Annotated in this window: 25 protein-coding genes and 1 tRNA gene; 21 read left to right on the top strand and 5 right to left on the bottom strand. The window is 66.5% G+C overall.

Annotation, left to right across the window (positions count from 1 at the left end; genetic code table 11):
* Positions 1-260 precede the first annotated feature (260 nt).
* A tRNA-Asn gene (locus CHB73_RS16075) sits at positions 261-336 on the bottom strand.
* A 350-nt stretch (positions 337-686) separates the two neighbouring features.
* Here CHB73_RS16075 and lysS point away from each other — a divergent pair.
* The 11 genes from lysS (at position 687) to CHB73_RS16020 (ending at position 15388) form a co-directional block, all read left to right on the top strand.
* On the top strand, positions 687-2213 hold the full coding sequence (gene lysS, locus CHB73_RS16070; RefSeq protein ID WP_089275630.1) for a lysine--tRNA ligase: 1527 nt from the start codon (positions 687-689) through the stop codon (positions 2211-2213).
* Positions 2210-3439, top strand: coding sequence for a lipoprotein-releasing ABC transporter permease subunit (locus tag CHB73_RS16065; protein WP_089275624.1), 1230 nt, complete (start codon positions 2210-2212; stop codon positions 3437-3439). The genes lysS and CHB73_RS16065 overlap by 4 nt, the downstream gene beginning before the upstream one ends.
* On the top strand, positions 3432-4118 hold the full coding sequence (locus CHB73_RS16060) for an ABC transporter ATP-binding protein (protein WP_089275623.1): 687 nt from the start codon (positions 3432-3434) through the stop codon (positions 4116-4118). Before CHB73_RS16065 ends, CHB73_RS16060 begins: the two co-directional genes overlap by 8 nt.
* Positions 4105-6843 carry an outer membrane protein assembly factor BamA gene (gene bamA / locus CHB73_RS16055; RefSeq protein ID WP_089275622.1) on the top strand — a complete coding sequence of 913 codons (2739 nt, stop codon included), beginning with the start codon at positions 4105-4107 and terminating at the stop codon, positions 6841-6843. Before CHB73_RS16060 ends, bamA begins: the two co-directional genes overlap by 14 nt.
* 79 nt (positions 6844-6922) lie before the next feature.
* Positions 6923-7450, top strand: coding sequence for an OmpH family outer membrane protein (locus CHB73_RS16050; RefSeq protein WP_179217098.1), 528 nt, complete (start codon positions 6923-6925; stop codon positions 7448-7450).
* A 15-nt stretch (positions 7451-7465) separates the two neighbouring features.
* Complete coding sequence (lpxD, locus tag CHB73_RS16045) at positions 7466-8485, top strand: UDP-3-O-(3-hydroxymyristoyl)glucosamine N-acyltransferase (protein ID WP_089275620.1); 1020 nt, start codon at positions 7466-7468, stop codon at positions 8483-8485.
* Complete coding sequence (gene fabZ, locus CHB73_RS16040) at positions 8478-8936, top strand: 3-hydroxyacyl-ACP dehydratase FabZ (protein WP_089275619.1); 459 nt, start codon at positions 8478-8480, stop codon at positions 8934-8936. The genes lpxD and fabZ overlap by 8 nt, the downstream gene beginning before the upstream one ends.
* Positions 8936-9748, top strand: coding sequence for an acyl-ACP--UDP-N-acetylglucosamine O-acyltransferase (gene lpxA, locus CHB73_RS16035; protein WP_089275618.1), 813 nt, complete (start codon positions 8936-8938; stop codon positions 9746-9748). Before fabZ ends, lpxA begins: the two co-directional genes overlap by 1 nt.
* Positions 9749-9775: 27 nt before the next feature.
* Positions 9776-10639: an LpxI family protein gene (locus CHB73_RS16030; protein ID WP_089275617.1), complete on the top strand. Its 864-nt coding sequence runs from the start codon at positions 9776-9778 to the stop codon at positions 10637-10639.
* Between the two features lie 128 nt (positions 10640-10767).
* Positions 10768-13962 (top strand): AsmA family protein, encoded by a 3195-nt coding sequence (locus CHB73_RS16025; protein WP_089275616.1) that lies wholly within the window; start codon positions 10768-10770, stop codon positions 13960-13962.
* Between the two features lie 16 nt (positions 13963-13978).
* Positions 13979-15388, top strand: a complete 1410-nt coding sequence (locus tag CHB73_RS16020; protein ID WP_089275615.1) for a YihY/virulence factor BrkB family protein — start codon at positions 13979-13981, stop codon at positions 15386-15388.
* Positions 15389-15401: 13 nt separating this feature from the next.
* Here the strand turns inward: CHB73_RS16020 and CHB73_RS16935 are convergent, their stop codons facing one another.
* A complete protein-coding gene (locus tag CHB73_RS16935; RefSeq protein WP_179217097.1) occupies positions 15402-15572 on the bottom strand; it encodes a hypothetical protein in 171 nt (56 codons plus the stop codon).
* A gap of 148 nt (positions 15573-15720) precedes the next feature.
* Here CHB73_RS16935 and CHB73_RS16015 point away from each other — a divergent pair, with 148 nt between their 5' ends.
* A complete protein-coding gene (locus CHB73_RS16015; protein WP_089275614.1) occupies positions 15721-16188 on the top strand; it encodes a Fur family transcriptional regulator in 468 nt (155 codons plus the stop codon).
* Between the two features lie 2 nt (positions 16189-16190).
* On the opposite strand, the gene CHB73_RS16010 is transcribed toward CHB73_RS16015, so the two are convergent.
* From CHB73_RS16010 to nth, 3 genes are read right to left on the bottom strand one after another with little or no spacing between them, the layout of a single operon-like run.
* Positions 16191-17009 carry a YdcF family protein gene (locus tag CHB73_RS16010; protein ID WP_089275613.1) on the bottom strand — a complete coding sequence of 273 codons (819 nt, stop codon included), beginning with the start codon at positions 17007-17009 and terminating at the stop codon, positions 16191-16193.
* Positions 17006-18154 carry a tRNA guanosine(34) transglycosylase Tgt gene (tgt, locus tag CHB73_RS16005; protein WP_089275612.1) on the bottom strand — a complete coding sequence of 383 codons (1149 nt, stop codon included), beginning with the start codon at positions 18152-18154 and terminating at the stop codon, positions 17006-17008. Before tgt ends, CHB73_RS16010 begins: the two co-directional genes overlap by 4 nt.
* The gene (nth, locus tag CHB73_RS16000) at positions 18151-18831 is read right to left on the bottom strand and encodes an endonuclease III (RefSeq protein ID WP_089275611.1); all 681 of its coding nucleotides are present in this window, start codon (positions 18829-18831) and stop codon (positions 18151-18153) included. Before nth ends, tgt begins: the two co-directional genes overlap by 4 nt.
* Before the next feature lie 214 nt (positions 18832-19045).
* Between nth and CHB73_RS15995 the strand changes: the two genes are divergently transcribed.
* The 9 genes from CHB73_RS15995 to CHB73_RS15955 all read left to right on the top strand — a co-directional run bounded on the left by CHB73_RS15995 (position 19046) and on the right by CHB73_RS15955 (position 25869).
* Positions 19046-19333, top strand: a complete 288-nt coding sequence (locus CHB73_RS15995; protein WP_089275610.1) for a hypothetical protein — start codon at positions 19046-19048, stop codon at positions 19331-19333.
* A 10-nt stretch (positions 19334-19343) separates the two neighbouring features.
* Positions 19344-19670: a divalent-cation tolerance protein CutA gene (gene cutA / locus CHB73_RS15990; protein ID WP_089275609.1), complete on the top strand. Its 327-nt coding sequence runs from the start codon at positions 19344-19346 to the stop codon at positions 19668-19670.
* Between the two features lie 53 nt (positions 19671-19723).
* Positions 19724-20659: a carbohydrate kinase family protein gene (locus tag CHB73_RS15985; RefSeq protein ID WP_089275608.1), complete on the top strand. Its 936-nt coding sequence runs from the start codon at positions 19724-19726 to the stop codon at positions 20657-20659.
* A 76-nt stretch (positions 20660-20735) separates the two neighbouring features.
* Positions 20736-21872, top strand: a complete 1137-nt coding sequence (locus CHB73_RS15980) for a phosphotransferase family protein (RefSeq protein WP_089275607.1) — start codon at positions 20736-20738, stop codon at positions 21870-21872.
* A complete protein-coding gene (locus CHB73_RS15975) occupies positions 21869-22507 on the top strand; it encodes an adenylyl-sulfate kinase (RefSeq protein WP_089275606.1) in 639 nt (212 codons plus the stop codon). The genes CHB73_RS15980 and CHB73_RS15975 overlap by 4 nt, the downstream gene beginning before the upstream one ends.
* The gene (locus CHB73_RS15970; protein ID WP_089275605.1) at positions 22504-23154 is read left to right on the top strand and encodes a methyltransferase family protein; all 651 of its coding nucleotides are present in this window, start codon (positions 22504-22506) and stop codon (positions 23152-23154) included. Before CHB73_RS15975 ends, CHB73_RS15970 begins: the two co-directional genes overlap by 4 nt.
* Positions 23155-23283: 129 nt before the next feature.
* The gene (gene miaB / locus CHB73_RS15965) at positions 23284-24705 is read left to right on the top strand and encodes a tRNA (N6-isopentenyl adenosine(37)-C2)-methylthiotransferase MiaB (RefSeq protein WP_089275629.1); all 1422 of its coding nucleotides are present in this window, start codon (positions 23284-23286) and stop codon (positions 24703-24705) included.
* Positions 24699-25205, top strand: coding sequence for a bifunctional nuclease family protein (locus CHB73_RS15960; RefSeq protein WP_089275604.1), 507 nt, complete (start codon positions 24699-24701; stop codon positions 25203-25205). The genes miaB and CHB73_RS15960 overlap by 7 nt, the downstream gene beginning before the upstream one ends.
* A 7-nt stretch (positions 25206-25212) precedes the next feature.
* A complete protein-coding gene (locus tag CHB73_RS15955) occupies positions 25213-25869 on the top strand; it encodes a histidinol phosphate phosphatase domain-containing protein (protein WP_089275603.1) in 657 nt (218 codons plus the stop codon).
* Positions 25870-25921: the final 52 nt, after the last annotated feature.

Genomic DNA, 25921 nt, shown 5'->3' with positions numbered 1-25921 from the left:
GCGTCGCCCCCCGCGCGGGGGCGTGGATTGAAACGGCCCGGACATGATTGAACAGGTGCAGGCCACCGGTCGCCCCCCGCGCGGGGGCGTGGATTGAAACAAGGGCGATGAGGTCGTCGGGCTGCCCGTTGGCGGTCGCCCCCCGCGCGGGGGCAGGTCATATGCGTGACATCACCCAAAAAAGCGGGACAGGAGCTGGACAAAACCGCCAGCCAATGAAAAAGGGCCCCAGACGTTTTGTCTGGAACCCTTGTTCTTTCTGGCTCCCCGGCACGGACTTGAACCGCGAACCTAGTGGTTAACAGCCACCCGCTCTGCCGATTGAGCTACCGGGGAAGGGCCGCCTTGAGCGGCGGAGGACTCTTTACGCCGAAGTGGCTCCGCAGGTCAAGCGGAATCTGGAGAAAAAAATGGAGGCGCGACCAATTTCGCCCCGCGTCATATCTTTTGACTTCCCACAGCCGCCGGAGTATCTCCCGCCCTTGACTGCCGGGGAGCTATGGCATAGGCAGACGACGAACCCGGTCGATTTGTTTGAGACATTTTTTAGAGCCCGCACACCTCTAGGGGAGAGACCCGTTTTGGCCGAAAACGCACACGACGGCGGCGCAGGAAAGCATCGCGCCCAGTCTCCGCACGCGGGGCGCTTCAAGCCCCTGGCGGACGCATTGGCTGCGCGCGACGAGATGAACGATGTCCTGCGAACCCGCATCGACAAGGCCTGCGCGCTTCTGGACGCCGACCTGCACCTGTACCCGAACACCTTTCGCAAGGACACCCATATCGGCGACATCCCGGAGGCTTACTCCGGGCTTGACGAGGAGGCCCTCGCCACCCTTGGGAAAACTTTTCGCGTGGCGGGCCGCATGGTTTCGCTGCGGTCCTTCGGCAAGGTGACCTTCATCCATCTGCAGGACGCCTCCGGCTCCATGCAGGTGTTCGTGGCCCGCGACGACCTGGGCACGGATGCCTACCAGATCTTCAAGAAATTCGACATGGGCGACATTCTTGGCGTGGAGGGCGAGCTGTTCCGCACCAAGACCGGCGAGCTGACCCTGCGCGCACGGTCCGTGTCGCTTGTCACCAAGTCCATGCGCCCCCTGCCGGAGAAGTACCACGGCCTGAAGGACATGGAGACGCGCTACCGTCAGCGCTACGTGGACCTCATCGTCACGCCCAAGACCAGCGAAATTTTCCGCAAGCGCACCATGATCGTGCGCGGCATCCGCAACTACCTCGACTCCAAGGGCTTCCTTGAGGTTGAGACGCCCATGATGCAGCCCATCCCCGGCGGGGCCACGGCCAAGCCGTTTGAGACCCACCACAACGCGCTGGACATGAAGCTCTACATGCGCATTGCGCCGGAGCTGTACCTGAAGCGCCTGCTCGTGGGCGGGTTCGAGAAGGTCTACGAAATCAATCGCAATTTCCGCAACGAGGGCATCAGTACCCGGCACAACCCGGAGTTCACGATGCTTGAGTTCTACTGGGCCTTCGCCGACTTCCGCGACCTCATGGACCTCACCGAGGACATGATCGCCGGGGTGGCGCGGGAGGTGTGCGGCTCGACCGTCGTGCAGTACCAGGGGCAGGACATCGACCTCACCCCTGGCAAGTGGGTGCGCATGACCTTCCACGAGTCCATCGAGAAAATCGGCGGCGTGGACCCGGAGGTCTACGGCGACTACGAGAAGTGCGCGGCGCTGGTGCGCAAGAGCGGGGAGAAGGTCATCAAGGGCGAAAAGCTGGGCAAGCTGCAGGCCAAGCTCTTCGACATCTTCGTGGAGCCCAAGCTCATCCAGCCGCACTTCATCTATCATTACCCCACGGATATTTCGCCGCTCTCCCGCAGGAACGAGGAGAATCCGGACATCACCGACCGCTTCGAGCTGTTCGTGGTGGGCCGCGAGCTGGCCAACGCCTTTTCCGAGCTGAACGACCCCGTGGATCAGCGTGGCCGCTTCGAGGAGCAGGTGAAGGAAAAGGCCGCCGGCGACGACGAGGCGCACTTCATGGACGAGGACTACGTGCGCGCCCTTGAGTACGGGATGCCTCCCGCCGCTGGCCAAGGCGTCGGCATCGACCGCCTCGTCATGCTTTTGACCGATTCCCCCTCCATCCGGGAGGTCATCCTGTTCCCGCTGCTCCGCCCGGAGACCACCTCGGGCGGCGGGGCCTCGTCCGGGGGCGGCCCGGCCACCGGACCCGCATGAACTTCGAGCTGCTGATCGCGCTTCGCTACATCTTCGCACTGCGCAAGCAGTCGTTCATCGCCGTCATCTCCCTGTTCGCGGTGTGCGGCGTGGCCCTGGGCGTGGCCGCGCTCATCGTGGTCATCGGCGTCATGAACGGCTTCACCAAGGACCTGCGCGACAAGATCCTGGGCGTCAACGCGCATGTCATCGTCAGCGCGTTTTCCGGCGGCATTCGCGACCACAAGGACATGGCCGAGCTGTGCCGTCAGGTGCCCGGCGTCACCGGCGTCACGCCCTTCGTGTATTCCGAGGTCATGCTTTCCGCCAGCGGCGGCGTGAAGGGCGTGGTGCTGCGCGGCATCGAGCCCGGCACCGCGGAGCAGGTGCTGTCCATCAGCAAGGACATGGTTGCGGGCAGCGTCAAGGATTTGGACGCCGATCCGGACATGCCCGGCGTGGTGGTGGGCGCGGAGATGGCCAAGCGCCTGGGCCTGGGCCTGGGGAGCACCGTGAACCTGCTTTCGCCAACGGGCACGCAGAGTTCCGTGGGCTTCACGCCCAAGGTGCGCGTGTTCCGGGTGGCGGGCATCTTCCGCACGGGCATGTTCGAGTACGACGCCACCCTGGGCTACGTCACGGTGGAGGCCGCGCGCAACCTGCTGGGGTTCAAGGACGACATCGTTTCCGGCCTGGAGGTTCGCCTGGCCGACGTGTACAAGGCCGGAGAAGTGAGCGAAGCCCTGCGCGCCAAGCTGCACGAGTACCCTGTGTACGTGCGCAACTGGCAGGAGATGAACGCCAACCTTTTCGCCGCCCTTGAGCTGGAAAAGACCGCCATGTTCATCATTCTGGCCATGATCGTGCTGGTGGGCTCCTTCAGCATCGTCACCATGCTGGTGATGCTGGTGATGCAGAAGACCAAGGACATCGCCGTGATGATGAGCCTGGGCGCGGACGAGGGCATGATCCGCCGCATCTTCATGTTCCAGGGCAGCTTCATCGGCGCGGTGGGCACGGCCCTGGGCTATGGCCTGGGCATTCCCGTGGCGCTTCTGCTGAAAAAATACCAGTTCATCAAGCTGCCAAGCGACGTGTACCCCGTGGACTATCTGCCCGTAAGGCTGGAATGGCTGGACATGACGCTCATCGGCGCGGCGGCGCTGCTTTTGTGCTTCCTCTCCACCCTGTATCCGGCCCGGCGGGCGGCCACCCTCAAGCCCTCGGACGCCTTGCGCTATGAGTAGAGAGCCGCTATACCTGCTGAACAAGGTTGGCAAGGAATTTGCTGGACCTGCGGAGCGCCTCACGGTGCTGGACGGGATCGACCTCTCCATCATGCCCGGAGAGTCCATCGCCATCCTTGGAGCGTCTGGATCGGGGAAGACGACGCTGCTGCACCTGCTCGGCACCTTGGACGCGCCCACCAGCGGAGAGATCTTCTTCTCCGGGCTGGCGCTCAACGGGATGGACGGCAGGCGCAAGGCCGCCCTGCGCAACAGGGACATAGGGTTCGTGTTCCAGTTCCACCACCTGCTGGCGGAGTTCACCACCCTGGAGAACGTCGCCATGCCGGGGCTTATAGCGGGCAAGAGCAGGGAGGAGTCGCTGGCGCTTGCGCGCGAGTCCCTGGAGTTGGTGGGCTTGAAGGGACGTATGGATTTTCCGGTGACGACGCTTTCCGGGGGCGAGCGCCAGCGGGCGGCCATCGCCAGGGCCATCCTGCTCCGGCCCAAGGCGCTTCTGGCCGACGAGCCCACCGGCAACCTGGACGAAAAGACGGGCAGGATGATCGGCGAACTCCTGGTTTCCCTGAACAGGGACTTGGGGATGACTTTCGTGGTCGTAACGCATAACATAGAACTGGCCGCGGTCATGGGACGGCGGCTGGAGCTGCGTTTGGGAGTGCTGTATGCCCAGGGGTAGAAAGACGAGATTTTTTGCGCTGGCCGCGTTGGCCCTGGCCGTGGCGGTGTTCGCCGCGCCCCGGCAGTTCCTGGCCGCCGTCACCTCCCCGCGGGAGGTCTCGGTGGTGGTGCTGCCGTTCGAGATCAACGCTGGCGACGACATGAAATACCTTCGCCAGGGCCTGCAGGACATGCTCTCCGAGCGCCTCTCCGAAGCGGGCTTCACCGTGATTCCGCGCGAATCGCTGGAACGGGCGCTCGCCTCCAAGGGGCTTGCCCCCGGCGATCCCCAGACCGTCCGCGAGGGCGCGCTTCTCACGGGCGCGGCGTACGCCATCACCGGCAGTTTCAGCCAGCTGGGCGAGACCCTGTCCCTGGACATCCGCGTGGTGGACCCCTTCGGCCTCAAGCAGCCCATGCCCGTGTCCGTCAGCAAGGACGGGCTCATCAATCTCTTGCCCGCCGTGGACGAGCTGGTGGCCCGCATGAAGGGCGACCTCATGGGCCTGGACCGCGTGGTGGACATCGAGGTCGAGGGCAACGTCGCGCTCGACCGCGAGGTGGTGCTCATGCGCCTGACCACCAAGAAGGGCGACACGGTGGACTTCAAGACCATCAACACCGACGTGAAGACGGTGTACGACCTGGGCTACTTCGACGACGTGAAGGCCCTTCTGCGCGACGCCTCCGGCGGCAAGAAGCTCATCATCCGCGTGGTGGAGAAGCCGCGCATCCTGGCCATTGGCGTCAAAGGCGCCAAGGAACTCAAGAGCGACGACATCATCAAGGCCGCCAACTCCAAGAAGGGCGCGGTGCTGAACCCCAAGGTCCTGTCCGAGGACATCGCCGCCATCCGCGAGATGTACCGCAAGGACGGCTTCTACAACGCCAAGGTCACCCACGAGATCGAGTCCGCCGGGCAGGGCCAGGCCAGGCTCAACTTCGTCATCGATGAAGGCAAGAAGCTCTTCATCCAGAAGATCATCATCGAAGGCGCGAGCCAGCTTTCCGAGGACGATCTGAAGGACGAGCTGGCCATCAAGGAGCGCGGGCTGCTCTCCTGGTTCACCCAGAGCGGCATTCTGAAAGAGGAGTTGCTGGAGCGCGACAGCGCGGCCCTGGCCGCCTACTACAACAACCGCGGCTTCATCGACGCCAAGGTTTCGGCCCCGGACGTGCAGATCGGCGAGGACGGCATCACCATCGTCTTCCGCGTGGAGGAGGGCCCCCGGTTCAAGGTGGAAAGCGTGCGCGTGGAGGGCGACCTCATCGCCGACGAGCCCAAGCTCGTGGCCCTTACCAAGTCCGCCGAGGTGGCCAAGACCAAGGGCTACCTCGACCGCTCCATGGTGCGCGACGACCTGAAGGCCCTGACCGACTACTACAACAACTTCGGCTACGCCTACGCCGAGGCCAACGTGCGCATGAACGACCACCCCGAGGAAAAGACGGTGGACATCATCTACGTCATGCGCAAGCTGCAGCGGGTGCACATCCGCCGCGTGCTGGTGGAGGGCAACACCAAGACCCGCGACAACGTCATCATGCGTGAAATGCGCTTGGCCGACGGCGATCAGTTCAACGGCGACAAGCTCAAGCGCTCCAGCGAGCGCCTGGACAAGCTGGGCTACTTCTCCAGCGTGGACATCGAACCCGTGCCCACGGGCAGCCCGGATGAAATGGACCTCAAGGTCAAGGTCAAGGACAAGGACACCGGCAAGATCGGCGGCGGCGTGGGCTACTCCACCTACGATTCCGTGTATTTCGCGGCCTCCATCGAGGAGGGCAACCTCTTCGGCAAGGGCTGGAGCACCAGCCTGAACGGCCAGTGGGGCTCCAAGAAAACCGCGTACACCTTCACAGCCATGAACCCCCGCTGGGACGACAGCAACCTGGGTGTGGGCCTGCAGCTCTTCGACCGCCAGGAAGACTACGTCTCCTACGACCGAGACTCCCTCGGCGGCAAGGTGACCTTCTCCTATCCCCTGGGCGAGTACACCAGCGTCATCTGGGACTACCGGTTGGAGCGCTACAAGATCTATGACGTGGACACCACCAGCGCTTCGCAGCTGGTCATCGACTCCCTCGGTCGGCACACGGCCAGCGTGGCCTCGGCCACCGTCGTACGCGACACCACCAACGGCGGTTCCACCACCTTGCCCTCCAAGGGCACGGTGAACAGCGTCACTGTGAGTTACGGCGGCGGGCTTTTGGCCGGCAGCGACAATTTCGTCAAGGGCATCTTCGACTCCGGCTGGTATCATCCCGTGATCGGCGACCTTGTGTTCCACTGGCACGGTCAGGTGGGCTGGGTCGGCCAGAACTGGAACGACGAGGCCATCCCCGTGAGCGAACGTTTCGCCCTGGGCGGCTCCGGAACCGTGCGCGGCTACTCGCAGCGCAAGATCACCCCGCTCTCCGATGGCGGCTTCAGCGCCGTGTACGGCGACAAGGAAATGTTCATGAACTTCGAGCTCACCTACCCGTTGAGCAAGAAGATGGGCATCTACGGCACAGGCTTCTTCGACGCCGGCAACACCTGGAAAGAGGGCGAATCGTGGTTCGACACGCCCAAGCGTGGCGGCATTGCATCTCCCTCGTTTGGGTTGTACAAGAGCGTCGGTGCGGGCATCCTGTGGTATTCGCCCATGGGCCCCCTCAAGATCGAGTACGGCTACGGATTGGACAACCTCTACGACAGCAGCAACAGCAAGGTTGAGTTCAACATGGGGCGCAGCTTCTAGGATGGGAGACCACCACCGGAAGCGCCCCCGGCGAAACCAAGCATTCGGCTTCAACACCACGTTGGAAGGAGTAATTCACATGCGCAAGTTCCTGGCAGCCGCTCTTTTTCTCCTGCTCATGCAGTCCGTCGCCTTCGCGGCCGGTCCTGCCAAGGTTGGCATCTTCGACCCCGAGGAGGTCATCCGCACCTCCGAGCCCGGCCAGGAGGCCATCAAGCAGTTTGAAGCCAAGATGAAGCCCGACAGCGAGCGCATCGAGAAGCAACAGAAAGACTTCGTCAAAATGCAGGAGGACTTCCAGAAGCAGGCCTTCGCCCTGGCCCCGGAAGCCCGCCAGGACAAGGAGCGTGAGCTGCGCCGCAAGGAGTTTGAACTCTCCGAAGCCGTGCGCATGTTCCAGAACGCGGCCAACCGCGAGAAGAACCTCAAACTCAACGAGATTCTCAAGGTGCTGCACGGCTCCGTGAACGACTACGCGGCCAAGAACGGCTTCACCCTGGTCATGGCCAAGACCCAGGGCATCACCTACTACTACGACCCCACCAGCGACATCACCAAGGCCGTCACCGCCGAGTTGAACAAGGCCTGGAAGTCCCGCAAAAAGTAGCGGAGAGGCCCACATATGCTTCTGTCCCAAGTGGCCGGAAAGGTCGGACTGGACTTTTCCGGCCACGACATTGACGTGTGCGGCGTGAACACCCTGACCCTTGCCGGGCCGGGGGAGATCGCCCCCTTGCTGCATCGCAAGTACCTGCCCCAGCTCGCTTCTACGCGGGCCGGGGCGGTCCTGTGTGAGCAGCGCCACGCGCCCGAGGGTGCAAGCTGCCTGCTGTCCAAGAGCCCCAAGCTCGACTGGGCGCGGGTGGTGGCCCTTTTCGCCAGGCCCCAGGGCTGTCTGTCGGGCGTAAGCCCGCAGGCCTTCGTGCATCCGGAGGCGGAGCTGGGCGACGGCGTCACCCTGTACCCCTTCGTCTTTGTGGGCGCGCGGACCAAGGTTGGCGCGGGCTGCACCCTTTTCCCCGGCGTCTACGTGGGCGAGGACTGCGAGATCGGTCCTGGCGGCGTTCTGTATCCCAACGCCGTGCTCATGGCCGCCACCAAGCTTGGCGCCAACGCCATCATCCACGCTGGGGCCGTGCTCGGCAGCGACGGCTACGGCTACGCCCAAAGCCCGCACGGCCACGTCAAAGTGCCGCAAGTGGGCAACGTGGTCATCGGCCGCGATGTGGAGATCGGCGCCAACGCCGCCATCGACCGCGCTGCGCTCGAATCCACCAAGGTGGGCGACGGCACCAAGATCGACAACCTGGTGCAGATCGCCCACAATGTGGAGACCGGCAAGCATTGCCTGATCATCTCCCAGGTGGGCATCGCGGGGAGCACCAAGCTCGGCGACGGCGTTGTGCTCGCCGGACAGGCGGGCCTGCGCGACAACATCGCCCTGGGCGATGGCGTGCAGGTGGCCGCGCAGAGCGGCGTCGGCCAGGACATTCCGGCCGGGTCCGTGGTGGGCGGCTCGCCCAGCATGGATGCGGCGACCTACCTCAAGGTGTCCTTGAGCCTGCCCAAACTTCCGGAATTGATGCGCCGCGTCAGGCGGCTTGAGAAGGCCATGGAGCCCAAGGAGAGCGGCCATGAGTAACGAGAGCGTCCACGACATCCAGCAGATCATGGCCATGCTGCCGCACCGCTACCCCTTTCTGCTTGTGGACCGGGTGCTTGAGATAGAATCCGGGGTGCGCATCAAGGCGTACAAGAACATCACGTTCAACGAGCCGTTTTTTCAGGGGCATTTCCCCGGCCGTCCCATCATGCCCGGCGTGCTGATCATGGAGGCCCTTGCCCAGGCGGGCGGGCTCTTCGTCATCAAGACCCTGGACCTGGCCAAGGACGACAAGCTGTTTTTGTTCACTGGCATCGAGAGCGCCAAGTTCCGCCGTCCGGTGGTGCCTGGCGACCAGCTTGTGCTGGAGGCGCAGGTAGTGCGCCACAAGCTGAACATCTGGAAGATGCAGGGCCGCGCCAGCGTGGACGGCGAGACCGCCGCCGAGGGCGTGTTCTCCGCCGCCATCGTGGACAAGGGGGACAAATAGTGGCCACCACCATCCACCCGGCCGCCGTGGTGCATCCCGAGGCCAAGCTTGGCCAGGACGTGCAGGTCGGTCCCTACTGCGTCATCGAGGCAAAGGTCGAGATCGGCGACGGCTGCCGTCTGGACGCCTTTTCGCAGGTCAAGAACTACACCAGCATGGGGCCGGGCAACCATGTGCGCTCCTATGCCTGCCTGGGCGACGAGCCCCAGCACCTCGGCTTCAAGGGCGAGGAGACCTGGGTGCGCATCGGCGAGGGCAACGACTTCCGCGAGTTCGTCACCGTGCACCGCGGCACGCCGCAGGGGCACATGCAGACCAAGATCGGCTCGCACTGCCTGTTCATGGCCTATGCCCACGTTGCCCACGACTGCCTCATCGGCGACCACGTCATCGTGGCCAACGCGGTGAGCATGGCCGGGCATGTGGAGATAGGCGACCACGCCATCGTTTCCGGCATGGTGGCCATTCAGCAGTTCGCCCGCGTGGGCGAGTACGCCTTCCTGGGCGGCCTTTCCGGATACAGCAACGATGTTCCCCCCTACATGCTGGCCCAGGGCACCCGCGCCAAGCTCTATGGTCCCAATCTCATCGGCCTCAAGCGCAAGGGTTTTTCCACCCAGACCATCGGCGCCATAAAGAAGGCCTACCGCACCATCTTCCGCTCCGGCCTCATGCGCGAGGAAGCCCTGGCCAAGGCCTTGGCCGAGTTTCCCGGAGTGCCCGAGGTGGAGCGGCTGGTGGAGTTCGTCAAGACCACCACGCGCGGCATCACCTCCGATGCCGGGCGCGGCGCGTCCGGCGGAGAGGACTAGGCCCCTGAAGGACCGACGGGGGGCGCCATGAGCCAGAGCCGCGAGCACGAAGCCCCCGTGGTGGGGCTCATCGCCGGGGGGCGGCAGTTCCCGGTCCTGGTGGCCCAGGGGGTCAAGGCCAAAGGTTTGCGCCTTGTGGTGGCCGGGTTCTCCGGGCACACCAACCCCGATGTCTATCCCCTGGCCGACGCCCACCGCGAGCTCAAGCTGGGCCAGCTTGCCAAGCTGCTGGACTTCCTCAAGGAGCAGCGCGTCCGGCAGGTGGTCATGGCCGGCACCATCAACAAGCCCGGCGTGCTGGACATCCGCCATTTCGACGCCCGCGCCGTGAAGGTGCTGCTCTCCCTGCCAGGAAAGGGCGACGACGCCATCCTGCGCGCCGTGTCCTCCCTGCTTGAGGCGGAGGGCATGGAGCTGGTGTCGCCCCAGGCCTATGCGCAGGGCCTTGGCACGCCCCTGGGCGTGCTTACCCGGCGGGCCCCGGACGAGCGCGAATGGGCCGACCTGCGCCGCGGGGCCATGCTCGCCCGCGAGATGGGCAGGCTGGACATCGGCCAGGGCGTGGTGCTGCGCGAGGGCATCGTGGCCGCCGTGGAGGCGCTGGAAGGCACCGATGCAGCCATTCGCCGCGGGTGCGAGCTGGGCGGGCCGGGCTGCGTGGTGGTCAAGATGCTCAAGCCCAGCCAGGAGGAGCGCGTGGACCTGCCCAGCGTGGGGCCGGACACGGTGCGCGAGCTGGCGCGGGGCAAGGGCACGTGCCTGGGCGTGGAGGCGGGCAAAAGTCTGTTCTTCGACCTTGAGGCCGCTGTCGAGGCCGCCGACCGCGCAGGCATCGCCATTGTGGGGCTCGCACCGGAGCACCTGGAATCCGGCGGGGGCGAGACGCCCTAGGCGCACGCGCTTGCCGCCGTGCCGCAAAGCGGCTATTGCTCACTAAGGTCGGGCAGTCGCAACCTGCATTCCTTGCCGCGCGCGCCGCGCGCGCGCACCTACGAACAGGCCATCGGCCGACGGGCGCCATGCGCAAGAAGCTCATTATCGCAGCGTTCATCCTTTTGGGTCTGCTGGGCATCGCCAGCGGCGCGGCTGTGTGGTGGACATCCAACTATCTGCGCACGCCGGAATTCCGCGCCGTGCTGGGGCGGCTTGCGCACACGGCAACCGGCCGCGAGGCCCGCCTCGACGGCGAGCTTACGGTGAGTTTCTTCCCCTGGTTCGGGCTTAAGGCGCACGGCCTGCGCCTGGGCAACGACCCTGCCTTTGGCGAGCAGCCCCTGCTCACCGCCCGCGAGGTGGGCGCGCGCATCCAGGTTTTGCCCCTGCTCCGGCGTCATCTGGTGTTCGACCATATCGAGCTCATCGACGCCGAAGTGGTGTTGACCATGGACGAGCAGGGGCGCGGCAACTGGGAGGGCATGGCCGAGCACCTGCGCGAGCAGGAAAACGCCTCCCACGAGGCCGGTCCCATGTTTTCGCGCTTCGCCGTGCGCGGTCTGCGCATGACCGACAGCAGCATCCGCCTGGACGACCACAGCCACAACCACAGCTACATCACCACCGACGTGGACCTGCGCACGGGCCGCATCGAGTCCGGAGAGGAACTGCCCTTCACCGCCTCCTGCGATTTTACCTGGCCGCGTCCCGGCCTGGTGGCGCGCGTCGAGAGCTCCGGCAAGCTGCACTGGAGCGCCGCCGACCCCGGCCCGTTGCTTACGGAGACCACGGTCCGGGCCGACGTGGGCGGAACCTTCATGCCCAAGACCTCGCCCAAGGCCAGCCTGGCCTGCGATCTCAGCGTGGAGGAAGCCGGCAGGCACCTCAAGTTGTCCAATGTGCGGCTGCATCTCATCGGGGCCAAGGGCACGGGGGAAGTGACGTTCCTGGACGTGACCGAGATGTTCCGCCTGGAGGCGAAGCTGCGCCTTGAGCCGTTCAGCCCCCGTGGCGTGGCCAACGCCTATTGGCCAGGGACCATCGTGCACGATCATAAGGGCGCGTTGCACAACGCCCATGGTTCACTGTCCATCACCTCCGATGTGCATGAACTGGTGTTCGAGACCAGCGGATTCGTCCTGGATTCCTCGGAATTGTCCGGCCGGGTGCGCATGGGCTTCGACAAGGGCTCGGAACTGGACTTCGAACTCGCCGCAAACCGTCTGGACGCCGATGCGCTCTGGTCGGCCTTCACCTCAAACGCCACCAGTCCGCCGCTGGTGGTGGCCGATCTGCCCCTGGACTATCTGCGCGCGGTGCACGGAACGGGCCGCATCAACACGGGCGCGCTCACCATGGCCGGAGTGTCCGGGCAGGCCGCCCAGGTGGAGTGGCAGGGCGGGCAGGGCAGGCACCGGTTTCAGCTGAAGCCCATGCGCGCCCAGGGCGGTACCTTTGCGGCGGATGTGACCGTGCAGCTTGGCGAGGCCCAGCGAGACCCCAGGCCCACGGCCGGTCCCGCCGGTCCTGTGCTGGGGTGGAGCGGTTCGCTGACCATGGACGACGTGGATGCGCGGCAGGTGGCCTGGGTCAATCGCGCAGGGGGCGGGCTGTCGGGCCGCATGGACCTGACGTTTCGGGGCAATGCTCCGGGTGTCGCCACCTCGCCGACTACCCGGCTTGCCCACGTGGTGCGGCGCGCCGTGGCCGATGTGCAGGCCAGTCTGGGGCCATGCGTGCTGGAACTTGCCCCGGTCAAGGGACAACCCAAGGCCCAGCCCCGGCGGTTGCGGCTTTCCGCGCTCAAGGCGCAGGCTCGCCTTGCGCCGGCGCCTTTGGCCGGGGCGGACTGGGCCCTGCAGTTGGATGGCGGCGTTTCCGCCACGGGCGTTGCGCCGCAGCTTTCCCTGGATGCGCGGGTGGCGGGTCTGCTGCGCGAACGCCAGGGCAAGACCATGCTTTCCGGGGCTACAGCCAGCGGCCGCTTGAAAGGCTGGTTTCTCCCCGCCCGCGAGAACGAGGCCGTGTTCTCGGGCAAAGGCGCGCTTGATTTTTCCGCCGCAACTCTGTCCCTGCAGTCGGCCGCGCTGTCGGCCTGCGGCCTGAACCTGTCCGGCGCGGCATCGGTCGCCGGGCTGGGAGGGGACTGGAGCCTGTCGGGCCACGTGCGCTGCCAGGAGGGCGACCCCAGGCGCGTGCTGGCGGCTTTGGACATCGACGCGCCGAGAACCGCCGACAAGCGCGTGCTGCAGCATTTGTCCGGCGAGGCCGATCTGCGCCTCTCCGGCGAGGGCATGGCCTTGACGAACCTGAGCGCGCAGCTGGACGACCTGCCGCTGCGCGGGTCGTATTCGGTGCAAAATTTCAGCGCCCCGCGGCAGAGCGTGAACCTCTCCGGCGGGGTTCTGGACCTGGACCGCTACCTGCCGCCCGTCCCGCCGCCGCGCCGCGGAGCCGCGCCGGACCCGCCCACTCTGGATCCGCTGCCGGTGGACACCCTGCGCGGCCTGAACCTTGAGGGCGCCGTGGTCTTGCGCGGCTTCAAGGTGCTGGGCATCTCCACGCGCGACTTGCGGGCCACGGCTCGGGCTTCCGGCGGAACGCTCACGGTGAAGCCCCTGTCCGGTTCGTTCTACGGCGGCAGCATCAGCGGCGAGTTCTCGGCCCAGGTGACCGGGCCCAAGACCATGCAGACCCGCCTGGCGCTGGCCGCAAAGGATTTTCAGGCTGGTGCCTTCATGCGGGATTGGGCTGGCAAGCAGCTTGTTTCCGGTCGGACGGACCTGTTTCTGGACGTGACCGGCGCAGGCCCCACGGACCATGATCTGTTGCGCACGCTGGAGGGACTGGGAAGCTTCAAGATCACGGACGGCTCGTACGTGCTCTCCGGCTCCGGCCAGGGCGAGGCCCAGGACGTAGCCAAGACGCCGGCGGGGGCGACGCCGCAGTCCACGTCGGCCCGGCGGGTAGGCTCCCCGTTCTCCGTGGCCTCGGCCAAGGTCAAGGTGGCACAGGGGGTGTTCCAGTCCGAGGATTTCCGCATGGAAGCCCCGAACATGGTCGTGACGGGCAAGGGACGTTTTTCGCCCGCTGCGGATACGATCCAGTTGACGCTCGCCGCGAGCATGCCCGGCATCCCCGAGGTGCCTATCCGCGTTTTCGGGCGGCTGCGCGACCCGGAGATGGAAATTCCACCCGGCTTGCTGATTACCAACACTATCAAGGGAATTCTGGGCTTGCCGCTCAAGCCCATCAAGTTCTTCAAGGATTTGCTGTTCTAGACCGGGAGCAGGACGCATGGGACAGAGCTGGGGAAAGGGGCTGGGCGCGCGGCTGGAGCGCCACTTCAGCCGGGACATTTGGGCCAAGGACGCAGGCGATGTCGGCGGATTGAAGGGCAAGGCGTACGCCCTCTCCCGTCTGGGGCACATGGTGGTCAAGGGGTTCTTGGCCGACCATTGCATCATCCGCGCCTCGGCGCTGACCTTCACCACCATCCTGTCCATCGTGCCGCTTTTGGCCGTGGCCTTCTCCATCTCCAAGGGCTTCGGTCTGCAGAACGCGGGCTTTTTCCGCAATTTTCTCATGGGTATCGCCGCTGACCGCGTGGAGGTGGTGAACAAGATTCTGCAATACATCGCCAACACAAACGTCAAGACCCTTGGGTGGATAGGCGTGGGCACGTTGCTGCTCACCGTGTTCACCACGGTTGGCAACGTGGAGCGCGCGTTCAACTCCATTTGGAACGTCAAGCGCGGGCGCAGCAGTTGGCGAAAATTCACGGACTTCTTCTCCGTCATCGTCATTTGCCCCATCATCGTGCTTGTGGCCGCCAGCCTCACCGTGGCCGTGCAGAAGCTGGATCTGGTCCAGGACTTCCTGAGCGCCTCGGGCTCCGTGGGGTTGGAGGAGTTCCTGCTCAAGCTGTTTTCGCTTTCGCTGGTGTGGGTGGGCTTCATTTTCGTCTACGCCTTTGTGCCCAATACGCATGTGCGGCTCAAGTCCGCGGCGGTGGGCGGGCTGGTGGCGGGCACCATGTGGCAAAGCGCCCAGTGGCTGTACATCCACTGGCAGATTGGCTTCACCAAGTACAACGCCATCTACGGCAGCTTTGCGCAACTGCCGCTCTTTTTGGTCTGGCTGTACATAAGCTGGATCATCGTGCTGCTCGGCGCGGAGGTGTCCTTTGCGGTGCAGCACATGAACGCCTTCGTGCGCAGGGGGCTTTCCCAGCGTCTGAGCCCCCTCTCGCGCCAAAAGGTGGCCGTGGCCGCGCTTTCGCGCATCGCGGCGCGTTTCGCGGCCGGTCTTTCTCCGCTTCCGGTGCGCCTCCTTGCACGGGATTTGCGCCTGCCCGAGGACGTTGTGGCAGACACCCTGGGCATTCTGGCCGATGCAGGCATGGTGGCGCCCATGGGCGAGGCGGAGGACTTGGGCTATGGGCTGGCCGTGGCGGCGGACAACATCCGCATGGCCGAGGTGCTGGCCGTGCTGGAGCGCTGCGGGGACGGTGGGGAATGCGGGGGGATGCTGATCCACGAAGGGGTGGACCCGCTTTTCGACGCCTTTGCCGAAACCTTGGGTTCCAGCCCGGCCAATGTGACCCTTGAGGAGTTCGCCCGTTCCGAGGCCGAGGAGCTGCGCTCAAGCGGGGCGCGCGCCCGCGAGCTTGAGGCCATCCGCAGCCGCGCCGGCCAGCAGTGCTAGCCGGACGGTTGGGCTAGTAGGAGAACGGGTATTTGCGCCCGTCCTTTTCATAGTTCTTGCTTTTGTCGAAGTCGAAATCCAGGAGTTCCATGTCGTGCTGTTTCTTGGGCTTGCGCGCAAGGCGGCAGGCCACAAGGCCAAGCACGAACACGCCCCCGAGGACCCACAGCGAAAGTTCCAGCATGGCAGCCCCTTGTTTTCGTCGCCCGGCCGCAAGGCGGCTCGGACGGGGTCAATAGAACGCAGGCCGGGGGGGCTGTCAAGAAGTCAGAGGGCTGTTATGCGCATTCGCGCATTGACAGAAACGCCGCGGATTCCATAAGAGTCATTCCATGCGCCAGAAACCAGACTCCTCACAACGGCTGACCCCGCACCAGGCCTTCACCTCCTATCTGCAGGAGCACAGGCTCAAAATTACCCCGCAGCGCAGGCTGATCCTGGATATCTTCCTGCTGGAGCCGGGGCACGTGTCCTCCGAGGAGCTGTACGCCAAGGTCAAACGGCGCGACGCCTCCATCGGCCAAGCCACGGTGTACCGCACTCTCAAGCTGCTGGCCGGGTGCGGCCTGGCCGAGGCCGTGAGCTTCGCCGACGGCATTACCCGCTATGAGCCGCACTTTGGCGCGGAGCACCACGACCACCTCATTTGCGAGGTGTGCGGCCGCACCATCGAGATCATGGACCCGGTCATCGAGACCAGACAGGTGGAGTTGGCCGAGAAGTACGGCTTCACCCTGGCGCGGCACAGAATGGACCTGTACGGCCTGTGCCCCAAGTGCCGCAGCAAGGCCCCGGCCTGAGTTCAGAGGGACTGCGCCCCGCGTGACCCGTCTGCCCCGGCTTGGGGCGGTTTCGCAGTGCGCGCGGGTTCGCCCCTGGGCGTTGTTGCGTCCGTTCCGTATTTCCCGGCGTTTTCGGGAGCGTCTTGCCCTCCGCCTCCCGCCGCATCGCGGACTGTGTCATCCCTCCCGCCAGCGTCCGGCCGCATGGAAACGCCCGTGCGGAACGGCTTGCCCACGTAATACTGCGCGAATTTGGCCAGCTCCAGCACCACGGCCTTGGCCGAGGCCTGGTGCGTCCACCACTTGGGCTCGAAGCGCTCGTGCGGCGTGGGGCTCATGAGGATGGTGCGGCCGGGCAGCTCGTGGCGCAGCACGGCGAGCGCCCGGCGGCAGTGCGAGGGCGAGGTGACCACAAGGATGGTCCTGGCCTCCGGCGGCAGCGCACGCGCCAGGGCCTCGGCCTCCTCCACGGTGCTCAAAAGCTCGCGCCCGTATAGGCGCGTGGCCGCGCGCGGCACGCCCTTGATGGAGAGCACGGTCTGGACCACCTCCTCCTCCCTGGGACAGGGCAGGCCCAACTCGCACAGGGGTTCCGGCGGGTCGTAGAACGGCCTGGCCACGTACACGGCCTGGGCGTATCCGGCCAGGTACAGGTCCGCCCCATGGGCCGAGCGCCGCGCATCCCCGCCCATGATGACGATGGCGTCGGCGGGGCCGGGCGCATCGTGCACGGGCAGCCACCACCCGGCGCAGAGCATGAGCCCGGCGCACAGGGCCAGCCCCAGCAGGCTGGCCGCGCCCCATATGCGGAAAAGCCAGCCCAGCGCCGCGCGGATCATGGCTTGCCGCCGTCCTTGGCCGGGGCGAACACGTCCTGGTAGTGGGCCTTGAGCGCGGCGAAGCGGCCTTGCTCGATGGCCTCCCGCGCCTGGCGGGCCAGGGTGAGGAAGAAGGTGATGTTGTGCAGGGAGTTGAGCCGGTACGACAAAAGCTCCTGGGCCACGTAGAGGTGCCGCAAATAGGCCTTGCTGAAGGTGCGGCAGGCGTAGCAGGGGCACAGGGGGTCCAGCGGGGAGTCGTCCTCCCGGTACTCGGCCCGGCGGATGTTCACCTTGCCCTGGGACGTATACAGCGTGCCGTTGCGCGCGTTCCTGGTGGGCAGCACGCAGTCGAACATGTCCACCCCGGCGCTGATGCCCTCCAGGATGTCCAGGGGCGTGCCCACGCCCATGAGGTAGCGGGGCGTGTCCCGGGGCATGAGGGGCGCGATGTGGTGCAGCATGTCGTACATCTCGGGGATGCTTTCGCCCACCGAGAGCCCGCCGATGGCGAAGCCGTCGAAGTCGATTTCCGCAAGCTGCGCGAGGCTCCGTTCCCGCAGATCCTTGAAGAACCCGCCCTGGTTGATGCCGAAGAGCAGCTGCCCGTTCTTGTGCCTGGGGTGCGCCTGCCTGCACCGCCGCGCCCAGCGGGTGGTCAGCTCCAGGGATTTGGCCGTGTAGTCGTAGTCCGCGCCGTAGGCCACGCACTCGTCCAGCACCATCATGATGTCCGAGCCGATGTTGTTCTGGATGCTCATGACCTTTTCCGGCGAGAAAAAGTGCTTGCTGCCGTCGTGGTGGGAGCGGAACTCCACCCCGTCCTCGGAAAGCTTGCGGATGTCCTTCAGGCTGAAGACCTGGAAGCCGCCGCTGTCGGTCAGGATGGGCTTGTTCCAGCTGGCGAAGCGGTGCAGGCCGCCCTTGCGCGCCAGCAGGTCGTCGCCAGGGCGCAGGTACAGGTGGTAGGTGTTGCCCAAAATGATCTGCGCGCCAGCGGCGTCGAGGTCGTCCGGGGCAAGCGCCTTCACGCTGCCCTGGGTGCCCACGGGCATGAAGATGGGCGTCTGAACCACGCCGTGGGCGGTGACGAGGCTGCCGCGCCGGGCCGCGCCGTCGGTGGCGGTGATGGTGAACTGGCCGAGTGTGGCGGGATCGTAGGTCATTTGAGTCCTTTTCTGGGGCACAGGTGGGCCAGCGGGCAGGGCGGGCCGTTCTCCGGGGCGCACTTCGGCTTGCGGGCGTCGCACACCTCGCGGCCGAAGAACACCAGATAGTGGTTGATGTCCGCCCACTGGGAGCGGTCGAACAGCGGCATCAGGTCGCGCTCGATGATCTTGGGGGCGTCGCTTTGGGTGAAGCCCAGGCGGAAGGCGAGGCGGGTGACGTGGGTGTCCACGGCGATGCCCTCGTTGATGCCGAAGGCGTTCGAGAGCACGATGTTGGCGGTCTTTCTGGCCACGCCGGGCAGGGTGATGAGCTCGGCCATGCTGCGGGGCACCTCGCCGCCGTACACCGCCATGACGCGCGCCGCCGCCGCCTTGAGGTTCTTGGCCTTGTTGCGGAAGAAGCCCGTGGAGCGCACCACGTCTTCTATGTCCGTCACGTCGGCGTCGGCAAGGTCGGCGATGCGCGGCCAGCGGGCAAAGAGCGTCGGCGTCACCTGGTTCACGCGGGCGTCGGTGCATTGCGCCGCCAGCACTGTGGCCACCAGCAGGCCCCAGGCGTCGGCGTAGTCCAGGGCCGGGGCCGGGGAGGGGTAGCGCGCGGCCAGGATGGCGAACACCTCCTGGGCGCGCGTGCGCTGCGCGCCTGTCGCTGGCGCGGCGGTCTGGGCGGGCATGGCTGCTCCTTGTGGCCGGGGCGCCCCGGCAAGACGATTTTCCGGGGTGGGTAGCATTCGGCGCGGCGAGAGGCAAGCGGCCCGGGCCGACCTGGCCGGGCGCGTCCGGGTGGCGGTTTCGGGTTGCCAGACAAGGGGAAGTGTGATTGAACCCGAAGTGCGGGAGGGCGCGTCACCACGCCGCCGCAGAACGCATCATTCCAAGGACAGCGTCGTGAAAAAGCTCCTCGTCTTCGCCATAGGCCTGTATGCCCTGCTCATGGTCTCCGGGCTGGTTTTCGCCCAGGCCAGCGCGGGCAAGCTCGTCGCCCGGACCTGCGTTTCCTGCCATGCGGGCGGCCGCATATGCGAGAAGCTGGGGACGCGCCCGCAGGAGGCCTGGCTGCAGACCGTGGACCGCATGAGAAGCAACGGCGCGACGGTTTCCGAAACCGACGCCGCCACCATCGCCGAGTATCTTTCCACGGCCAAGCCCGGCGTCAAGCCGCTGTGCGGCAAATAGGCGGGAAGCCGTGGCCGCGTTCCTGGTCTACGTCACCGCGCCCAGTTTGGCCGAGGCCGAGCGCCTGGCCCGTCTCGCGGTTACGGAGCGCCTGGCGGCCTGCGCCAACATCTTGCCGGGGATGCGTTCGTTCTACTGGTGGCAAGGCGCCCTTGAAAGCGCCGAAGAGGCCGTGCTCGTCCTCAAGACCACCGGAGAGCTGGTGGCGCCCCTTACCGAGGCGCTGAAGCGCGCCCACAGCTATGATTGCCCCTGCGTGGCCGCTCTGCCCATAACCGGCGGCAACCCGGATTTTCTGCGCTGGATCGAGGCCGAGACAGCGCCCCGGCCGTCCTGAGACGGCCGACCACCCCCCTTGCGGGCTTTGCTCCGCATACTTCTGGAGGATTCATGCAGCTTTATGTTTCCGGCTCCGTGGCCTTGGACCGCATTATGAACTTTCCCGGCAAGTTTTCCGACCACATCCTGCCGGACAAGATCCACATCTTGAATGTCTGCTTTCTGGTGGACGGTTTGTGCGAGTTTTTCGGCGGCACAGCGGGCAACATCGCCTACAACCTGGCCCTGCTGGGCGAAAAGCCGCTGATTCTCGGCTGCGCCGGGCGCGACTTCGCCCCCTATGCCGAGCGCCTGCGCGGCCTTGGCCTGCCGCTGGACGGCATCCGCAGCGTGGAGAGCCAGTTCACGGCCGGGGCCTACATCACCACGGACCAGGCCGACAACCAGATCACCGGCTTCAACCCCGGCGCCATGCGCGAGCCCTGCGGCTACAGATTCCCGGACCGGCACGACGGCTCCGTCATGGGCATCGTTTCGCCGGGCAACGTGCAGGACATGGTGGAACTGCCCGCCTACTTCAAGAAGGCGGGAATCCCCTACATCTTCGACCCCGGCCAGCAGATCACCGCGCTTACCGGCGAGCAGATGGCCCAGGCCATCGAGGGCTCCTTTGCCCTGTGCACCAACGACTACGAGCTCGAACTGGTTATCAAGGCCACTGGCCTTTCGCGCGCGGAACTGCTCAAGCGCACCGGCGCGCTGGTCACCACCCTGGGCGAGGAAGGCTCGCTCATCGCCCAAGGCGCGCAGGAGACCCGCGTGCCCGTGGTCAAGGTGGACAAGGCGCTTGACCCCACCGGCGCGGGCGACGCTTACCGCGCAGGGCTTCTGAAGGGCCTGTGCCTGGGCGAACCCCTGGCCAAGGCGGCGGAGCTGGGCAGCGTGTGCGCGGCCTTCTGCGTGGCCAGCAAGGGCACCCAGGAGCACCGGTTCAGCATGGAGGACTTCAACGCGAGCTTGAGCGCCCATTTCGGGCGCAGCATCTAGCCGGGCGTTCCCGCCCGGAAACCACCCGCGCCGCGCCGCACCAGGCGCCCCGCGCGACAACCGGAAGGAGGGTCCCATGATCGACCTGACGCCGGAACGTGTGGCCGAGTACCTGCGCCGGGCCTTCGGGCCCGGCGCCGAGCTCGACGACCTCGGGGCCATCGGCACTCTGGACAAGCAGGGCATCAAGCGCTTCGGCTACGGCAAGCCGCTCTTGGTGCGCTTCCGCGTGGACGGGGAGCCGCGAGAGGGCGTGCTCTCCGTCATGCGCGGCGACAAGTACGGCCACCAGTTCTACTGGGATCGCGCCGCCATCCTCATGTTTCAGTTCGAGACCAGCGCGCGCCTGCCGCGCCACGTGCGACCCATGGCCCTCGGTTACGTGGACGCCCACAGCCGCCTTGTTCCCGTGGCCGAGCCGTGCGAGTTTTTCATCATGAACGAGAAGCTCCGGGGCTATGACTATTTTCTGGACCTGGAGCGCATCAGCGGCGGGGACTACCGCCCGGCCGACCGCGACATGGCGCGCGCCCTCGCCCGCTGGCTGGCGGAGATCCACGCCGTGAAGAAGGACGACGCGGACCTCTATTATCGCCATGTGCGCAACCTGCTGGGCGCCAGCGAGTGCATCATGGGACTGGTGGACGAGGCGTTTCCGCACCCCTGCCCCTTTCTGGCCGACGAGGACTTCGCGCGGCTTGAGAAGCGCCTCATCGACTGGCGCTGGAAGCTGCGGGGCTTCTCCCACCGCCTAAGCGTGGTCCATGGCGACGTGCACCCCTGGAACATCCTGGTGGATCCTCCGGACGCGCCGCAACGGGATTTCCGCGTGCTGGACCGCAGCCGGGGCGAGTGGGGCGAACCCGCCAGCGATCTGGCCTCGCTGGCCGCCAACTACCTGCTTTTCGGCCTGCGCATGAACCCGGAGGCCGCACAGCCTGGAGCGCTGTTCCAGGGGCCGTTTGCGGAGCTTTGGAACATTCTGTTCGAAGAGTACCTCGCCGCCAGCGGCGACCAGGGCGTGCTCGCGGCCATTGCGCCCTTCTTCGTGTTCCGGGGGTTGGTCATCGTCTCGCCGGAGTGGTACCCCGACCATCCGGAAGCCGTGCGCCGCGCGCTGGTGCGCTTCATCCTCCGCGTGCTGGAGGACGAGGCCTTCGACTGGCGCACCCCGGGCCGCTACCTTGAGCCCTGCGACGGAGGCCAGGCATGAGCGCCTCGGCCGACTCCCCCGGCTGGGCGCTCTGGTTCACCGGGCTGCCCGGCTGCGGCAAGAGCACCATCGCCCGCGCGGTGTGCGAGGAACTGTCCCGGCGCGGGGTGGAGCCCGCGTTGTTGATGATGGACGAGCGCCGCCGGGCCTACTTCCCGCAGCCCGCCTACACGGCGGAGGAACGCGCCAAGGCGTATGAGCTCTTCGCCCGCGAGGCCGCGGACCTGGTGGTCCAGGGGCGGGGCGTCATTTTGGACGCCACGGCCTACAGGCTGGCCATGCGCCAGGAGGCGCGCGCCGTCATTCCGCGCATGGCCGAGGTGCTGGTGCGCTGCCCCCTGCCCGAGGCCATGCGCCGCGAGGCCGTGCGCTCCAGCCAGCAGTCCATCGGCGGCCACCGGGGAGCCTACGTCATGCCCGGCATGTACCAGAAGGCGCTCATGCGCAAGCGCACCGGCCAGCCCGTGCCCGGCCTGGGCCAGGTGGTGGGCGTGGACGTGCCCTACGAGGAGAACCCGGAGGCCGAGTGCGTGCTGGACGCCCTGCGCCCGGTGGAGGAAAACGCCCGCGCCGTGCTGGAGTTCCTGGACGCCTGGCTGCCTGGCCTGCCGCCGGAGAAGGGCGACGCCGCGTGACGCCCTCCGGCTCCCTGGCTCCCGAGGCGCTCGCCGACGCGGCCTACGCCCTGGGGCTGTGGACGGGCTGGGGCGCGCTGCATAGCATCCTGGCCGCGCGCAGGGTCAAGGCCGCCTTCGAGCTGGCCCTTGGGCCGCGCTGTGTCCTGTATCCTTTGGGCTACGCTTTGGTAAGCGTGTGGACCTTCTGGCTGGTGCTCGCCAAGGAGCCGGACCTGCCCCAGCGGATGTGGGCTGTTGGGGGCGCGGCGAGGGTGCTGCTGTGGGCGGGGCAGGGCGCTGGGGTGTTGCTGCTGGCCTGGGCCGTGCTCCAGGTGGGCGGGCTCAGGATGCTTGGCCTGACGCAATTGTGGGAGTTCCTGCACGGCCGCCTGTCCCACGGCCCGGACATCCGGCGACAGTTCCGCACCACCGGGGCCTACGGGCTGGTGCGCCACCCCATGCACGCGGGCGGCATCCTCATCCTGGCCTGCCAGCCGACGCAAAGCCTGGGCTCCTTGGTGTTCACGCTGTTCGGCTGCGCGTACATGGTGCTGGGAACCTGGCTGGAGGAGCGCAGGCTGGCCGCCGAACTCGGCTCGGCATGGCGGGATTATGCCGCGCGCGTGCCCATGCTTGTGCCCTTTTTCGGCGCACGACGGTTTTGAAGTCGGCATGGCCTGCCGCCGCCGGGTGCAGGGGGACAGCCGTTGCGGACCGTTGACCTGCGGCCGGAAGGGGAATATGCCCGCTTCCGCACGGGGAGTGCGGGTGCTTGAAACGTTTTTGGAGTGTTCTTGGACAAGACCTTTCACATCATCACCTTCGGGTGCCAAATGAACGTGGGCGACTCGGACTGGCTGACCCGCGCCCTTGTGGCGCGCGGGTGGCGGCAAACCACGGAGGAGCACGCCTGGTGTTTCGTGGTCAACACCTGCAGCGTACGCGAAAAACCCGAACAGAAGGTGTACAGCGAGCTTGGCCGTCTGGCGGCCTATCGGCGCGGCAAGCCCGGCCTGCTGGCCGCCGTGGGCGGCTGCGTGGCCCAGCAGATCGGCCAGGGGTTTTTCGAGCGCTTTCCCTTTGTGCGCCTGGTCTTCGGCACCGACGGCATCGCCGCCGCGCCCGACGCCCTTGACCGTCTGGCCGCGGAGCCGGACGCCCGCGTGGCCCTGCTGGATTTTTTGCCCGCCTACCCGGAACGCGAGGACGTGCTGCATCCCCACGCCCCGCACCCCGCTCCCGCCTTTGACGCCGACGCGGGCGAGCCCGACGCCGGACCGGCCCAGGCCTTTGTGAACATCATGCAAGGCTGCGACAATTTCTGCGCCTACTGCATCGTGCCCCATACGCGCGGCAGGCAGAAGTCCCGCGCACCCCAGGCCGTGCTGGACGAGTGCCGCGCCCGCGTGGAGCAGGGCGCGCGCGAGATCACCCTGCTTGGCCAGAACGTGAATTCCTACGGCCTTGATTCCGGCGGTTGCGGCGTGGGCTTCGCCGAACTGCTGCGCCGGGTGGCGGCCATCCCCGGCCTTGTGCGCCTGCGCTTCACCACCTCGCACCCCAAGGACATCGACCCGGCGGTCATCCGCGCCTTCGGGGAGCTTGCGAACCTGTGCCCGGCCCTGCACCTGCCGCTGCAGGCGGGCAGCGACGCCGTGCTGGCGCGCATGGGCCGCAAGTACGACCGGACGCGGTATCTGGGGATCGTCGAGGGGCTGCGCGCGGCCCGGCCGGACATTGCGCTCACCACGGACCTCATTGTGGGCTTCCCCGGCGAGACCGAGGACGATTTCGCCCAGACCCTGGACATGATGGAGCGCGTGCGCTTCGAGTCCAGCTTCTCGTTCCGCTATTCCGACAGGCCCGGCACGGCCAGCGTGCGCATGACGCCGAAGATTGACGAAACCGTTGCCCAGGCGCGATTGTTGCGCTTGCAGTCTTTGCAGAATGACATTACTAAAGAAACTCTAAAAAGATTGGAGGGAAGCGAGGCCGTTGTGCTGCTGGAGGCCAAAAGCCGCAAACAGGACGAGGGTCCGTCCTTCTGGCGTGGCCGCGACGAGGCCGGGCGCGTGGTGAACCTGCGCCTGGACGACGCGGGCGGTGGCGCTCCGGACGGCTTCCGGCGCGATCCCGCGGGTCTGCTCGTGCGTGCGCGCATCGTCGAAGCCAAGAACCACTCCCTGGTGGGAGAGAGGGCGGGCCAGCCATGGTAGAGATGAAGATTTTCGGCCTCGCCGTGGACGAAAAGGCCCAGTCGCCGGTCATCATCCTGAAGGACGAGGCCAGCGACCTGGCTTTGCCCATATGGGTGGGGCCGGTGGAGGCCATGGCCATTTCCCTGGCCATAAACGCCGTGGAGACGCCCCGGCCCATGACCCACGACCTCATGGGCCGCGTGGTTAAGGCCCTGGGGGCGCGCTTGTCCGCCGCCGAGGTGGTGGACCTGCGCGAGGGAACGTTTTACGCCGAGCTGGTGCTGCTGCGGGGCGAGGGCGAGGGCTGCGAGGTTCTGCGGGTGGATTGCCGTCCGTCCGACGCCATAGCCCTGGCCGCGCGCTTCGGCCTGCCGGTGCGCGTGGCCCGGCGCGTGCTGGACCAGGCGGGCACCCGCACCCTGGAGGCCGCGCAGGCCCAGTTTTCCGGCGTGGAGCGCGACAAGTGGACCGAGGAGCTGGAAAACCTCTCCCCGGACGAGCTTAAGTACAAGATGTGAGGCGAGCATGATCGACCTGCACACGCACAGCACCTTCAGCGACGGCGAGCTGATTCCGGCGGAGCTCATCCGCCGGGCCAAGGTGGCCGGGTACCGCGCCATCGCCATTACCGACCACGCCGACGCCAGCAACATCCCCCTCATTCTGGACAACGTCCGCCGTCTTACGGTGTCTTACGCGCACTTCTTCGACATGGAGGTGCTGGCCGGGGTGGAGCTGACCCATGTGCCGCCCGCCCTCATGGCCGAGTTTGCGCAGATGGCCCGCGAGGCCGGGGCGCAGATCGTCGTCTGCCACGGCGAGACCGTGGTGGAGCCCGTGGCCCAGGGCACCAACCTCGCCGCCATCGAGGCCGGGGTGGACGTGCTGGCGCATCCGGGGCTCATCACCGAGGTGGAGGCCCGGCTGGCCGCAGAGCGCGGCGTGGCGCTGGAGATCACCACCCGGCGCGGCCACAGCTACGCCAACGGCCACGTGGCGGCCATGGCCAAACGCTGCGGGGCCAGGTTGGTCATCGACAACGACGCCCATGCGCCGGGCGACCTGGTCTCGCGCGAGATGCGCCAGAAGGTGGGGCTGGGCGCGGGGCTCACGCCCGAGGACATCGCCCAGGCGGCGCAGAACGCCTGGGACATTGTGCAGCGCGCCCGCGCGCGCCGCTAGGTTTTTCGCATGGCCCCGGTCGGCTGCGGCCGGGACACACTCGCACGCGGCA

The sequence above is a fragment of the Humidesulfovibrio mexicanus genome, from assembly GCF_900188225.1.
Lineage (GTDB): Bacteria > Desulfobacterota > Desulfovibrionia > Desulfovibrionales > Desulfovibrionaceae > Humidesulfovibrio > Humidesulfovibrio mexicanus.
The sequence above is the reverse complement of the archived record's forward strand: the minus strand, read 5'-3'. Positions and strand labels throughout refer to the sequence as shown.

Coding starts and splice junctions, on each gene's coding strand:
- tgt (WP_089275612.1), bottom strand. CDS start 18,154: ATGACCTACGATCCCGCCACACTCGGCCAGTTCACCATCACCGCCACC.
- CHB73_RS16010 (WP_089275613.1), bottom strand. CDS start 17,009: ATGATCCGCGCGGCGCTGGGCTGGCTTTTCCGCATATGGGGCGCGGCC.
- CHB73_RS15985 (WP_089275608.1), top strand. CDS start 19,724: ATGCAGCTTTATGTTTCCGGCTCCGTGGCCTTGGACCGCATTATGAAC.
- CHB73_RS15960 (WP_089275604.1), top strand. CDS start 24,699: ATGGTAGAGATGAAGATTTTCGGCCTCGCCGTGGACGAAAAGGCCCAG.
- CHB73_RS15955 (WP_089275603.1), top strand. CDS start 25,213: ATGATCGACCTGCACACGCACAGCACCTTCAGCGACGGCGAGCTGATT.
- CHB73_RS16935 (WP_179217097.1), bottom strand. CDS start 15,572: ATGCTGGAACTTTCGCTGTGGGTCCTCGGGGGCGTGTTCGTGCTTGGC.
- lysS (WP_089275630.1), top strand. CDS start 687: ATGAACGATGTCCTGCGAACCCGCATCGACAAGGCCTGCGCGCTTCTG.
- CHB73_RS15980 (WP_089275607.1), top strand. CDS start 20,736: ATGATCGACCTGACGCCGGAACGTGTGGCCGAGTACCTGCGCCGGGCC.
- CHB73_RS16015 (WP_089275614.1), top strand. CDS start 15,721: ATGCGCCAGAAACCAGACTCCTCACAACGGCTGACCCCGCACCAGGCC.
- CHB73_RS15975 (WP_089275606.1), top strand. CDS start 21,869: ATGAGCGCCTCGGCCGACTCCCCCGGCTGGGCGCTCTGGTTCACCGGG.
- bamA (WP_089275622.1), top strand. CDS start 4,105: ATGCCCAGGGGTAGAAAGACGAGATTTTTTGCGCTGGCCGCGTTGGCC.
- CHB73_RS16050 (WP_179217098.1), top strand. CDS start 6,923: ATGCGCAAGTTCCTGGCAGCCGCTCTTTTTCTCCTGCTCATGCAGTCC.
- CHB73_RS16065 (WP_089275624.1), top strand. CDS start 2,210: ATGAACTTCGAGCTGCTGATCGCGCTTCGCTACATCTTCGCACTGCGC.
- fabZ (WP_089275619.1), top strand. CDS start 8,478: ATGAGTAACGAGAGCGTCCACGACATCCAGCAGATCATGGCCATGCTG.
- CHB73_RS16060 (WP_089275623.1), top strand. CDS start 3,432: ATGAGTAGAGAGCCGCTATACCTGCTGAACAAGGTTGGCAAGGAATTT.
- CHB73_RS16020 (WP_089275615.1), top strand. CDS start 13,979: ATGGGACAGAGCTGGGGAAAGGGGCTGGGCGCGCGGCTGGAGCGCCAC.
- nth (WP_089275611.1), bottom strand. CDS start 18,831: ATGCCCGCCCAGACCGCCGCGCCAGCGACAGGCGCGCAGCGCACGCGC.
- CHB73_RS16030 (WP_089275617.1), top strand. CDS start 9,776: ATGAGCCAGAGCCGCGAGCACGAAGCCCCCGTGGTGGGGCTCATCGCC.
- lpxD (WP_089275620.1), top strand. CDS start 7,466: ATGCTTCTGTCCCAAGTGGCCGGAAAGGTCGGACTGGACTTTTCCGGC.
- CHB73_RS16025 (WP_089275616.1), top strand. CDS start 10,768: ATGCGCAAGAAGCTCATTATCGCAGCGTTCATCCTTTTGGGTCTGCTG.